Origin of the sequence: Sulfitobacter sp. 1A13421, assembly GCF_043557285.1 — a bacterium.
GTDB classification, from domain to species: Bacteria; Pseudomonadota; Alphaproteobacteria; order Rhodobacterales; family Rhodobacteraceae; genus Sulfitobacter; species Sulfitobacter faviae.
This window is the reverse complement of record NZ_JBIFFQ010000011.1, coordinates 101,045-113,568: the sequence shown is the minus strand read 5'-3', so window position 1 is coordinate 113,568 and position 12,524 is coordinate 101,045. Positions and strand designations below refer to the sequence as shown.

Sequence of the window (12,524 nt, the reverse complement as noted above, 5' to 3'; positions counted from 1 at the left end):
CGCCGTGAGGCGCGCCCTTTGTAATTATATGCGAAGACCTATTAGTCTTTGCCGCGCATGCCAGCAGCGGCTTCGCTTACCAGCGCATCGGGGTTCTGGTTGCAGACGACCATGAAGTCTTCCATTTCCTGCTGCATGTCCGTGTCTGCCATTTCGTCGGCTTCTTCGGAATCTTCAACAGCTTTGGTGTTGTCGATCAGGGAATCTTCGGTCTCTTCGGAATCTGTCGCTTCTTCAGCGGAGATGTCGCTCGGCTCGGAACCGTCGTTCTTGGTTTCGGTGATCATGGAGCCACCGTGGCCGCCATCTTCCAGCTCGGCGATTGCCATGGAAGCGACTTTCATTTTGTCGTCATCGCTCAGTTCTTGGTACTGGGCGCAGGTCATGGTGGCCATGTCCATGTGAGCGGCGGCAAATGCGGGTGCGGAAACGGTGCCCAGAAGGCCGGCGATCGCAAGTGTTTTCAAAGTCGTTTTCATTTTCATTCTCCAGTTTTGTCTGTTCTCCCGAAGACAACACCGCATAACGGATATGGTTCCAGCGCATAGCAATAAGGCACAGGAAAACCGCGTTCTGAGCGTATAAGGCTCTGTCATTGCTGGATTCTTTCGATAGCGGTCCAGCGCGGAAATCACAGCGGCACTTAAAAAATCAGCATTTTTGTCCTTCTTGCCGGGGAAACTGCACGCGGGCTCTGGACCCTCCCGAGCGTGCCGCCTAACCTCCGCGCTATGTTGCGCTATGCGTTAAAAAGATTTCTCTCCCTGCTCATCAGTCTCGCGGTCGCGTCGCTGGTGATCTTTATGGTGATCGAGGTCGCCCCCGGCGATCCGGCGTCCTTTATGCTGGGCCTGAATGCCCAGCCCGAAACGCTGGCCGCGCTGCGCAGTGAACTGGGTCTCGATCAGTCCCGGCCCGAGCGTTATCTGGAGTGGGTTGGCGGCATGTTGCAGGGTGATTTCGGCACGTCCTACACCTATCGCACCCCGGTGACCGAGATGATTGGCGACCGGCTTTGGGTCTCTGTGCCCTTGGCGCTTTATGCGCTTTTCCTCTCTGTCATCGTGGCCTTTCCGGCGGGCATCTATGCCGCCTCGCGCCGCGGTCGGGCGGGGGATGTGGGCGTGATGGGGGCGACGCAATTGGGCGTGGCGGTGCCGAACTTCTGGTTCGCCATGATCCTCGTGCTGATCTTTTCGATCAACCTGCGCTGGTTTTCGGCAGGCGGTTTCGTCGGATGGGACAAGGGGCTTTTCGCCGGGCTGCACGCGCTGACCCTACCTGCCATCGCGCTGGCCTTGCCGCAGGCGGCGATCCTTGCGCGGGTCATGCGCTCGGCCCTACTGGATGTGCTAGGCGAAGATTTCATGCGCACCGCGCGGGCCAAGGGGCTGACCGCACGGCAGGCGCTTTGGCGGCACGGGCTGCGCAATGCGTTGATCCCGGTGCTGACCATCATCGGCTTGCAATTCTCCTTCCTGCTGGCCGGGTCGATCATTATCGAGCAGGTCTTTTACCTGCCGGGCCTTGGGCGGCTGGTGTTTCAGTCGATCTCGGCACGAGACCTGATCGTCGTCGAGTCGGTCGTGATGCTCTTGGTCTTCTCGGTGATCTTGGTGAACTTCCTTGTCGATCTGGCCTATGCCGCCGTCGATCCCCGGCTGAGGGCACGCACATGAACCGCAATCTGTTTCTTGGGGCCGTGCTGACCTCGGTCTTTCTGCTGGCCGCGCTGATCTCCTTTGTCTGGACGCCCTATGACTATGCCGGGCTTGATATCGCGAACAAGCTGCGCAGCCCGTCGTTGGCGCATCCGATGGGGACGGATCACTTTGGTCGCGACATTCTGAGCATGATCATGGTCGGTGCGCGCACCTCTATCGCCGTGGCGCTGGTGGCGGTGGGCATTGGCATGGGCGTGGGTGTGCCGTTGGGGCTTTGGGCTGCGGCGCGGCGCGGCAGCCTTGTGGATGAGGTCATCATGCGCGGCAATGATCTGGTCTTTGCCTTTCCGGCCATTGTCATCGCCATTCTGATTACGGCGGTCTTTGGAGCCGGGGCGATCAATGGGATCATCGCCATCGGTATCTTCAACATTCCCGTATTCGCCCGGATCACCCGCGGTGCGGCGCTGTCGCTGTGGCAACGGGAGTTCATCATGGCGGCACGGGTGGCAGGCAAATCCGCGGCGCGGATCTCGTTCGAGCATATCCTGCCCAATGTCGCCAATCTGCTGATCGTGCAGGGGACCATCCAATTCTCTCTCGGCATCCTCGCCGAGGCGGGGCTGAGCTATGTCGGCCTTGGCGCGCAGCCGCCGGTGCCGTCTTGGGGCCGGATGCTGGCCGATGCGCAGACCATGGTCAGCATCGCGCCGCATATGGCCCTGATGCCGGGGTTCGCGATTATCCTGACGGTGCTGGGGCTGAACCTGATGGGTGACGGGCTGCGCGACCTGCTTGATCCCCGCCTGAGGGTGGCACGCACATGACGCTTCTTTCTGTTTCCAATCTTTCGCTCTCTATCCACGGGCTGCGCATCCTCGACGGGGTGACCTTTTCCGTCGCACCGGGAGAGATCGTGGCCGTGACCGGGGAAAGCGGCTCTGGCAAGTCGATGACCGCGCTGGCGGCGATGCAGCTGCTGCCCAAGGGCGCGACGACGACCGGGCATATCATGCTGGGCGAGGACGATCTGACCCAGATGGACGAGGCAGCGCTTTGCGATATGCGCGGCAATGACATCGGCATGGTGTTCCAAGAGCCGATGACCGCGCTCAACCCGGTGCAAAGCATCGGTCGCCAAGTGGCCGAAACCATCCGGGTACATGAACCCAGCGTCTCGCGGGCCGAGGCCGAGGCCCGCGCCGCCGATACGCTGACCCGCGTCGGCCTGCCCCAAGACCGCTTCCCCCTGTCGCGCTATCCGCATGAGCTGAGCGGTGGGCAGCGCCAGCGGGTGGTGATCGCCATCGCCATCGCCCTGCGCCCCCGTTTGCTGATCGCGGACGAGCCGACCACCGCGCTGGATGTCACTACGCAGGCGCAGATCCTCGCCCTGCTGACCCGTTTGGCGCGCGAAGACGGCATGGGGCTGTTGATGATCACCCACGACCTTGCCGTCGTGGCGGATATGGCTGACCGGATCATCGTCATGCGCAAGGGGCAGATCGTCGAACAAGGGGAGACGCAGGCCCTGCTGCACAACATGCAGCACCCCTATACCAAAATGCTTTTCGACGCCTCACGCCATGAGGTGAACCTGTCCGCGCCGCCCGCGCCTAAGCCTCTGTTAGAGGTCAAAGGCGTCTGCCGCGATTACCATCTGCCGCGCAAGACACTGTTCGGCGCGCCCGGCACCTTCCGCGCGGTGGACAACCTCAGCTTTACCCTGAACCGTGGGGAACGTTTGGGGCTGGTGGGCGAATCCGGTTGCGGGAAATCGACCCTGACGCGGGCGATTTTGGGGCTGGAGCCGGTGCAAGAGGGCAGTATCACGGTCGATGGCCAGCCGGTCTTTACCGGGACGCAGCCGAACCTTGCCGTGCGCCGCAAGATGCAGGTTGTGTTTCAAGACCCTTTCGGCAGCTTCAACCCGCGCCACCGGGTCGACCGTTTGGTGACCGAGCCGTTTCACCTGCTCGACAACCCGCCACAGGGGGCCGAGCGAACTCGCGCAATTGACGAAGCCCTGACAGCTGTGGGGCTGCGCCCGGCGGATGCACGGAAATACATCCACGAATTCTCCGGCGGGCAGCGGCAGCGGATCGCCATCGCCCGGGCGCTGATCATCCGGCCCGAGTTGATCCTTTTCGATGAGGCGGTCAGCGCGCTTGATGTCTCGGTCCGGGCGCAGATCCTCGACCTGCTGGCGGATCTTTGCAGCCATTATGACCTGACCTATCTCTTCATCTCGCATGACCTTTCGGTGGTGCGCACGGTGACGGACCGGGTGTTGGTGATGCAGTCTGGCAAGATCGTCGAGGCGGGAGAGACCGCGAAGGTCTTTGACGCGCCGCAGCATGAATATACCAAATCACTGATCGCCGCCGCCCCGGTTCTGCCTGACCTGCCCCAGCCGGTCGGGTAGGTGTTGCGGCCCTTCGTGTCAGCTGCATTGATTGCGATGAAAAACCGACCTAACGTGAAATCGGGGATTCCCGCCACAGGGGCATGTCTGCTCGCGGTCTGAATGGCGTGTGAAGAATTTCCTAGCCCAGTCAATTGCCTGAAGGCTGCGGCGCTCTACTTGTGCATGCAATGGTGTCCGCCTAAAGGGTGGTCCGCCAATTATAACAATGGGAGACATCTTATGAAAATGTTCAAAATGCTCGCGATGACCGGTGCCATGGTGGCCGGCACTGCGGCCATGGCTCAGGAAAAGTTCATCACCATCGGCACCGGTGGTCAGACAGGCGTTTACTTTGTCGTCGGTCAGTCGATCTGCCGTCTGGTGAACCGCGGCACAGCGGATCACAACCTGAAATGCACCGCGCCGTCGACCGGCGGGTCGATCGCCAACATCAACGCCATCAAAGCGGGCGACATGGACATGGGCGTGGCCCAGTCCGACTGGCAGTTCCACGCCTACAACGGCTCCTCCCAGTTCGAGGGTGACAAGTTCGACAACCTGCGCGCGGTCTTCTCCGTGCATGGTGAGCCGTTCAACGTCATCGCCCGTGCCGACAGCGGCATCGAGTCCTTCGACGACCTCAAAGGCAAGCGCGTCAACATCGGCAACCCCGGTTCCGGTCAGCGCGCCACCATGGAAGTCGTGATGGACGCCAAAGGCTGGACGCTGGACGATTTCGCACTGGCCTCCGAGCTGAAACCGGCTGAGCAAGCCGCCGCTCTGGGCGACAACAAGGTGGACGCGATCATCTACACCGTGGGTCACCCCAACGGTTCGATCCAAGAAGCCGTGTCGACCGTTGATGCCAAGCTGATCCCCGTGGACGGTGACGCGATCCAAGGTCTGATCGACGACAATCCCTATTATGCCGAGGCCACCGTGCCGGGCGGCATGTATAAGGGCACCGACGAAGACGTGAAAACCTTCGGCGTGAAAGCCACCTTCGTGACCTCTGCCGATGTTGACGACGAAGTCGTTTATCAGGTGGTCAAGGCGGTGTTTGACAACTTCGACCGTTTCAAGCGTCTGCACCCTGCCTTTGAGAACCTGACCCAAGAGGAAATGATCTCGGGCGGTCTTTCCGCGCCGCTGCACCCCGGCGCCGAGAAGTATTACAAAGAGCAAGGTTGGCTCGAGTAATCTATCCGTGACATGATAGCTCTGGCGGCGGTACGCTGCCGTCAGAGACCCGAAAAAAACAATATGCGCATCCACCCCAAGGTGGAGCCGACAGGGGGACGATATGTCTGAGAAGGACCAGCAAAAGGCGGCGGCTGTCGAAACCGCCGCGACCGGTGACCGGGGCGGATTGAGCCAGGCGGAACTGGACGAACTTGTCGCTTCTTCTGATACGGGTGGGCGTTCTGTCAGCGGGTTGATGGGCACCTTGCTGCTGCTGGTGGCATTGGCTTGGTCCCTTTTCCAACTCTACATCGCCTCGCCTATCGGCCTTTTCAACGATACGCTGGCCCGCTCCATTCACTTGGGCTTTGCCATATTCCTTGGCATCATGGTGTTTCCGGCCACGCGCACCAGTTTTCAGGTGGCGCTTGGCGTCATCGTTCCCATCGTTCTTGCCGCTCTCTTTATGGTCAGTACGAAGGATTCCACCGCGGTCTGGTGGATCCCGATCCCGGCGGCCTTTGTGGTCGCGACAGTGCTGCTCGGCTCGCCCAAGAACCGCATTCCGATCTGGGAATGGGCCTTGGCCATCGTCGGCACCTTCTGCGCGCTCTATCTCTTTATCTTCTACCGTGACATCGCCAATCGCGTCGGCGCGCCGATCCTGCCGGATTATATCGCGGGGGTGACCGGCCTGTTAATCCTGCTCGAAGCCACCCGCCGCGCCCTTGGGCCTGCGCTGATGATCGTGGCGAGCGTTTTTCTCTTCTACACCGTGCTTGGCCCCTATATGCCAAGCATCATCGCCCATAAGGGCAACAGCCTTTCGGAGATCGTGAACCACCAGTGGATCACGACCGAAGGCGTCTTTGGCATCGCGCTTGGCGTGTCGACCTCCTTCGTCTTTCTCTTCGTGCTTTTCGGCTCGCTTTTGGACCGTGCGGGGGCGGGCAACTACTTCATTCAAGTCGCCTTCAGCCTCATGGGCCACATGCGCGGCGGTCCGGCCAAAGCTGCCGTTGTGGCCTCGGCCATGACCGGCCTGATCTCGGGCTCGTCCATTGCCAACGTCGTGACCACGGGCACCTTCACCATCCCGCTGATGAAGAAGGTGGGCTTCAACTCAGAAAAGGCCGGCGCGGTCGAGGTGGCCTCTTCTGTCAATGGGCAGATCATGCCGCCCGTCATGGGGGCTGCGGCCTTCCTGATGGTCGAATATGTCGGCATTCCCTATTTCGACGTGGTCAAACACGCCTTCTTGCCTGCGGTGATTTCCTACATCGCGCTCGTGTACATCGTGCATCTTGAGGCGATGAAGGCCGGGATGCAGGGCCTGCCGCGCGCCTATACGCCCAAGCCGCTGGTGCAGCAGCTTATCGGCATCGCCTTTGCGATCATCGCGATCTGCGCGCTGTCCTTCGCCGTCTATTACCTGATGGGCTGGATCCGCCCGGCCTTCCCCGAAACGGCGGGCTATATCATCTTTGTCTTCCTCACGGCGGTCTATGTTGGCCTGCTTTATGTGGCGAGCAAGGAAGAACCGCTTGAGATGGAAGACCCCAACGCCGAGGTGACGACCCTGCCGATGCCGGGGCCAACTGCGCGTTCCGGTCTGCATTTCATCCTGCCTGTCGTGGTGCTGGTCTGGGCGCTGATGGTCGACCGCCTGTCGCCCGGCCTCTCGGCCTTTTGGGCCGCGGCCTACATGATCTTTATCCTGCTGACACAGCGCCCGCTGATGGCGATGTTCCGGGGTGAGAGCCAATTCGTCAACGATGTCAAAGCCGGGTTCCTCGACCTGATCGACGGTCTGGTCACCGGCGCGCGCAACATGATCGGTATCGGCATCGCCACCGCCACGGCGGGCATCATCGTCGGCGCGGTCAGCCAGACCGGTGTCGGCTCGGCGCTGGCGGATGTGGTCGAAGTGCTCTCGGGCGGCAATATCCTTGCCATCCTGTTCCTGACGGCGGTGCTCTCGTTGATCCTTGGCATGGGCCTGCCCACCACAGCGAACTATATCGTCGTCTCGGCCCTGCTGGCCCCGGTGATCGTAACGCTGGGCCAGCAGAACGGGCTGATCGTGCCGCTGATCGCGGTGCATCTCTTCGTCTTCTACTTCGGCATCATGGCCGATGTGACCCCGCCGGTGGGTCTGGCAAGCTTTGCCGCCGCCGCCGTTTCGGGCGGTGATCCGATCCGCACAGGTCTGGTCGCTTTCTTCTACTCCCTGCGCACTGCGGCGTTGCCGTTCCTGTTTATCTTCAACACGGAATTGCTGCTGATCGGGGTCACATGGGGGCAGGGGTTGTTCATCTTTGTGGTGGCCACCGTGGCCATGCTGCTTTTCGCGGCGGCGACCCAAGGTTTCTTTCTGGCCCGCAACCGTTTCTATGAAACCATCGCGCTGCTGCTCATTGCCTTTACCCTTTTCCGCCCGGGCTTTTGGATGGACATGATCTATCCCCCCTATAGCGAGGAAGCCCCGACCGAGATCGTTCAGGCTGCTGAAGAAACCCCCGCGGGCGAACGGCTGCGGCTGCGCATCTCGGGCGTGAACGATCTGGGCGATCCGTTGGAGTTCGTGGCGCTGCTGCCCATCGGCGAAGGTGATACCGGGGCCGAGAAGCTGGAGGCCGCGGGGCTCATGTTCCGCGAGGATGGCGACAAGATGATCATCGACGATGTCCTCTACGACAGCCCGGCGCAGGGCGCGGGCCTTGATTGGGATCAAGAGGTGCTGCGGGTGCTAAAACCAATGCCACAACCCAGCAAGTACTGGATGTTCATCCCCGCCCTGCTACTTCTGGCGCTAGTGGTCTTCTTGCAACGGGGCCGTGCCGCGCAGGCCCCCCGTAAGCCCGCGACAGCCTGAGGAGGGCGCATCATGTTCGATAACATCCTGCTGACCGTTGATCTGAGCGACCCGAAATCCTGGGAAAAGGCGTTGCCGCAGGCGATTGATATGATCCGCCTCTCCAAAGGCACGCTGCATATCCTCTCGGTCGTGCCGGACATGGGCACACCGCTGGTCGAAGGGTTCTTTCCCGCAGATTACGAGAAACAGGCCACGGGCCGCGCGGCCAAGGCGCTTGAGCAACTGGTCGAGCGTGAGGTGCCTGATGACGTAAAGGTGAAGCAGCATCTGAAATTCGGCAAGATCCACCGCGAGGCGCTGAAAACGATAAAGAAATCAAACGCCGATCTGGTGGTCATGGGGTCCGAGCACCCCGACAGCCTGCGCGAATTCCTCGTCGGTTCCAACGCCGACCGCATTGTGCGTCGTTCCCCTGTTTCCGTTCTGGTCGTGAGGGCGTAAGACACGTGCGTCGCGGAGATAGGCAAGGAAATGGTCCATTGCGCCGCGTAGTTCGGAGTATTCACGCATGACCCCTTTCGCGATTGCCGGCGTGCAGATGTACGTCAATGCCCTGCAGCCCAATGTCGAGGGCATGATCCAGCGGCTCGACATTCTGATGGCGCGTTTCCCTTGGACGCAGATGGTGCTGTTCTCCGAACTGGCACCTTTCGGCCCGCTCGACCGGTTTGCCCTGCCGCCCGAGAATGAGACGATTGAGCAGTTTCAGGCCGCCGCGCGGCGGCATCGGGTCTGGCTGATCCCCGGTTCGATGTTCCTCAAGCATCCCGAGGATGGCCGCGTGTATAACACCTCGGTCGTCATCAACCCCGAAGGCGAAGTGGTGCGCCGCTATGCCAAGATGTTCCCCTTCCGGCCCTATGAGGCCGGGATCGCGGCGGGCAATGAATTCTGTATTTTCGATGTGCCGGATGTGGGCCGCTTTGGCCTGTCGATCTGCTATGACATGTGGTTCCCCGAGACCACGCGCCAGCTGACCAGCCAAGGGGTCGAGGTGCTGCTGCATCCGGTCTTGACCGGCACGACCGACCGCGACGCGGAACTTGCCATTGCGCGGGCCACAGCGGCGCAGTTCCAGTGCTACATCTTCGACGTGAACGGCCTAGGCGCCGGGGGCGTGGGCAAATCCTGTGTGGTCGATCCCACCTCGATGGTGCTGCACCAGTCTGCGGGTCAAGAGGACATGTTCCCGATCGAGATCGACCTCAACATGGTTCGCCGTCAGCGCGAGACGGGGATGAAGGGGCTGGGCCAGCTGCTCAAATCCTTCCGCGACCGCCCGACAGACTTCCCGGTCTATGACCGTGACAGCGGCGCGGATGCCTTCCTGCACACCCTTGGCCCGCTTGAAATCCCGCAACAGGGCAGCCGCGCGGGGCTGCATGTCGATGTGCCCGCCCAGCAGGTGCCTGCTGAAATTCCGACCTATAAGGGCAAGAACGGTTTCCCGCCTGAGCCGCTTGCCAGCCCCACCGCCGGGACGGCGCCCGAGGTGGCCCAGACACCGGCGCCCGTGGCCCCGGCTGCGGGCACGCCCGACCCACAGACAACGCCCGACACGCCCGGGCAGAACGACAATACCAGCGGCTAGGCCGGGGTCAGGTTCGCGCAAAGCGCTACCTGACGCATCGGTCGGCCCTCCAGCAGAGGACGACTGATGCATTCTATGAACGACTATTCCTCGGCCATTCAACTGCGGTCGGATCGGTGGAGCGCCCTGCGCGCCGCCGCCGCCGCCATGTCACGCGATCCGAAAGGCAAGAACGCGGCGCAGGGGCGCAAGGGAATTGAGGCGCTGTTTGAGTCACTGGCCCTGATTGAGCCCTATTGGGCCTTTCCGGGCATGTCCGCCTTTGACCACATGCGCCGCCAGTTCGCCCATGGCAATTTCGAGGATCTGGCCTTTGCCGTGAACCGGGTAACCCGGGCGCTAACCACCGGTGCCTATCGCCGCCGCACCATCCCGTTGGAACGCGACAGTCTGGATCAGGACGAGCATGACGACGAGGCGATGCTGCCGCCCGAGGCGCGGGCGCTGGCGAAACCCTATTTCGAAGTGCTGATCGTCGACAATGTGAACGAACAGCAGGAACGCTGGCTGCGCAGCAATGTCTCCCGCATGCGCCGGACCGAAGACCCGTTCATCTACGAAGCCGTCGTGGTGCCCAGCCTCGAGGACGCGCTGATCGCGGTGATGTTCAACCACAACATTCAAGCCATCGTCGTCCGCCCCGGGCTCACGTTGAAATCGAAAGTCGATCAACAGATCCTGACCCGCTACCTCGCCCGCGCCGGCGGGCAGGATGAGATCGACGCACTTCAACCTGAAAGCTATGGCCCAGAGCTCTGCCGGATGATTGCCAAGGTCCGGCCCGAGCTTGATGCCTATCTGGTCACCGAACGCTCGGTCGAGGATATCGCCGGACTCGATCTGGGGATTTGTCGGCGGGTCTTCTACAATCAAGAAGACTTCATGGAGCTGCACCTCAACATCCTGCGCGGGGTGCAGGCACGCAACAAGTCGCCCTTCTTCACCGCGCTGGTGGAATATTCCAAACAGCCCACCGGCGTCTTCCACGCCATGCCGATCAGCCGTGGCAAGTCGATCACCCGCAGTCACTGGATTCAGGACATGGGGGCGTTCTACGGGCCGAATATCTTCCTTGCAGAGACCTCGGCGACCTCGGGCGGGCTCGACAGCCTGCTAGAGCCGCATGGACCGATCAAAGAGGCGCAGGAACTCGCAAGCCGCGCCTTCGGCTCTAAACAGACGTTTTTCGCCACCAACGGCACGTCGACCTGCAACAAGATCGTGGTGCAGGCGCTGGTGCGGCCCGGTGATATCGTGCTGGTCGACCGCGACTGCCACAAGAGCCACCACTACGGCATGGTGCTCGCGGGCGCGCAGGTCAGCTACCTCGACAGCTATCCGCTCAACGAATACTCGATGTACGGCGCGGTGCCGCTGCGCGAGATCAAGGAGCGGCTCTTGGAGCTGAAGGCGGCGGGCAAACTTGACCGGGTGCGGATGCTTTTGCTGACGAACTGCACCTTCGACGGGCTGGTCTATAACGTCGAGCGGGTGATGGAGGAATGTCTGGCGATCAAGCCCGACCTCATCTTCCTCTGGGACGAGGCATGGTTCGCTTTTGCCCGGTTTAGTCCCACATATCGCCAACGCACCGCGATGAACGCGGCCAATACCCTGCGGGCGAAGTTCAAGTCCGAGGCCCACGCCGCCGCCTATGAGGCCCAGCAAAAGACCCTGAAGGACGCGGATGATGAGACCCTGCTCAACACCCGGCTGATCCCCCCGCCGCAGGCGCGGGTGCGGGCCTATGCCACGCAATCGACCCACAAGACGCTGACCTCACTGCGGCAGGGCTCGATGATCCACGTCAACGATCAGGACTTCAAAGGCGAGGTCGAGCAGAGCTTCCACGAAGCCTATATGACCCACACTTCGACCTCACCGAACTACCAGATCATTGCTTCGCTCGACGTGGGGCGGCGTCAGGTCGAACTCGAAGGGTTCGAGTTTGTCCAACGGCAGGTCGAAGCGGCGATGTCGATGCGCCGTGCGATCAGCGAACACCCCCTCTTACGCAAGTATTTCAAAGTGCTCTCCGCCGGAGACATGATCCCCGAACAGCACCGCGAAAGCGGAGTCACCAGCTATTATGACGTTGAACAGGGTTGGACAGACATGTGGGATTGTTGGGAGCAGGATGAATTCGTGCTCGACGCGACCCGCGTGACCTTGGCCGTGGGCGGCACGGGCTGGGATGGCGATACCTTCAAGACCCAGATCCTGATGGATAAATACGGCATCCAGATCAACAAGACCTCGCGCAATACCGTGCTGTTCATGACCAACATCGGCACCACGCGCTCTTCGGTCGCCTATCTGATCGAAGTGCTGGTGGAGATCGCCAAGTCGCTCGACGATCTTTTGGACGATGCCAGCCGGATGGAGCGGCTGTCATTCGACCGGCGCGTCACCAATCTGATGGAGAACTACCCGCCGCTGCCGGATTTCAGTTGCTTCCACGAAGCCTTCCGCGCCGCCGATACGCCCGAGGGCGACATTCGCACGCCCTTCTTCCTCGCCTATGATGAGAAGAACTGTGATTACCTCGACCTGAACGGATCCTTGCAAGAGGTGATGGACGCGGGCGACACGGTGGTCTCGGCCAGTTTCATCATCCCCTATCCGCCCGGCTTTCCGATCCTCGTCCCCGGACAGGTCGTCAGTCAGGAAATTCTCGACTTCATGCGCGCGCTCGATGTGAGCGAGATCCACGGATACCGGCCCGATCTGGGCCTGCGCGTCTTTACCGCGGAGGCATTGAAACGCGTGCGCCGCAAAGACCTTTCTTCTTCACCCGTTTGA

Annotated in this window: 9 protein-coding genes; 8 read left to right on the top strand and 1 reads right to left on the bottom strand. The window is 61.3% G+C overall.

Annotated elements, in window-relative coordinates:
* Window positions 1-41: 41 nt before the first annotated feature.
* Entirely contained in the window at window positions 42-479 is a 438-nt protein-coding gene (locus ACGYLI_RS16230) for an HdeA/HdeB family chaperone (RefSeq protein ID WP_394419899.1), read from the bottom strand.
* A 252-nt stretch (window positions 480-731) separates the two neighbouring features.
* Here ACGYLI_RS16230 and ACGYLI_RS16225 point away from each other — a divergent pair, with 252 nt between their 5' ends.
* From ACGYLI_RS16225 to ACGYLI_RS16190, 8 genes are all read left to right on the top strand, one after another.
* Entirely contained in the window at window positions 732-1,679 is a 948-nt protein-coding gene (locus ACGYLI_RS16225; protein ID WP_209217004.1) for an ABC transporter permease, read from the top strand.
* Window positions 1,676-2,491, top strand: coding sequence for an ABC transporter permease (locus tag ACGYLI_RS16220; protein WP_394419898.1), 816 nt, complete (start codon window positions 1,676-1,678; stop codon window positions 2,489-2,491). Before ACGYLI_RS16225 ends, ACGYLI_RS16220 begins: the two co-directional genes overlap by 4 nt.
* Entirely contained in the window at window positions 2,488-4,089 is a 1,602-nt protein-coding gene (locus ACGYLI_RS16215; protein WP_394419897.1) for an ABC transporter ATP-binding protein, read from the top strand. Before ACGYLI_RS16220 ends, ACGYLI_RS16215 begins: the two co-directional genes overlap by 4 nt.
* A 222-nt stretch (window positions 4,090-4,311) precedes the next feature.
* Window positions 4,312-5,271, top strand: a complete 960-nt coding sequence (locus ACGYLI_RS16210) for a TAXI family TRAP transporter solute-binding subunit (protein WP_067268205.1) — start codon at window positions 4,312-4,314, stop codon at window positions 5,269-5,271.
* 103 nt (window positions 5,272-5,374) lie between these two features.
* Window positions 5,375-8,128, top strand: coding sequence for a TRAP transporter permease (locus ACGYLI_RS16205; RefSeq protein WP_394419896.1), 2,754 nt, complete (start codon window positions 5,375-5,377; stop codon window positions 8,126-8,128).
* A gap of 12 nt (window positions 8,129-8,140) precedes the next feature.
* Complete coding sequence (locus ACGYLI_RS16200; protein WP_067268202.1) at window positions 8,141-8,572, top strand: universal stress protein; 432 nt, start codon at window positions 8,141-8,143, stop codon at window positions 8,570-8,572.
* 67 nt (window positions 8,573-8,639) lie between these two features.
* Window positions 8,640-9,722 carry a nitrilase-related carbon-nitrogen hydrolase gene (locus tag ACGYLI_RS16195; protein WP_394419895.1) on the top strand — a complete coding sequence of 361 codons (1,083 nt, stop codon included), beginning with the start codon at window positions 8,640-8,642 and terminating at the stop codon, window positions 9,720-9,722.
* Between the two features lie 66 nt (window positions 9,723-9,788).
* The gene (locus ACGYLI_RS16190; protein ID WP_394419894.1) at window positions 9,789-12,524 is read left to right on the top strand and encodes an aminotransferase class I/II-fold pyridoxal phosphate-dependent enzyme; all 2,736 of its coding nucleotides are present in this window, start codon (window positions 9,789-9,791) and stop codon (window positions 12,522-12,524) included.

Coding starts and splice junctions, on each gene's coding strand:
- ACGYLI_RS16230 (WP_394419899.1), bottom strand. CDS start 479: ATGAAAACGACTTTGAAAACACTTGCGATCGCCGGCCTTCTGGGCACC.
- ACGYLI_RS16225 (WP_209217004.1), top strand. CDS start 732: ATGTTGCGCTATGCGTTAAAAAGATTTCTCTCCCTGCTCATCAGTCTC.
- ACGYLI_RS16220 (WP_394419898.1), top strand. CDS start 1,676: ATGAACCGCAATCTGTTTCTTGGGGCCGTGCTGACCTCGGTCTTTCTG.
- ACGYLI_RS16215 (WP_394419897.1), top strand. CDS start 2,488: ATGACGCTTCTTTCTGTTTCCAATCTTTCGCTCTCTATCCACGGGCTG.
- ACGYLI_RS16210 (WP_067268205.1), top strand. CDS start 4,312: ATGAAAATGTTCAAAATGCTCGCGATGACCGGTGCCATGGTGGCCGGC.
- ACGYLI_RS16205 (WP_394419896.1), top strand. CDS start 5,375: ATGTCTGAGAAGGACCAGCAAAAGGCGGCGGCTGTCGAAACCGCCGCG.
- ACGYLI_RS16200 (WP_067268202.1), top strand. CDS start 8,141: ATGTTCGATAACATCCTGCTGACCGTTGATCTGAGCGACCCGAAATCC.
- ACGYLI_RS16195 (WP_394419895.1), top strand. CDS start 8,640: ATGACCCCTTTCGCGATTGCCGGCGTGCAGATGTACGTCAATGCCCTG.
- ACGYLI_RS16190 (WP_394419894.1), top strand. CDS start 9,789: ATGCATTCTATGAACGACTATTCCTCGGCCATTCAACTGCGGTCGGAT.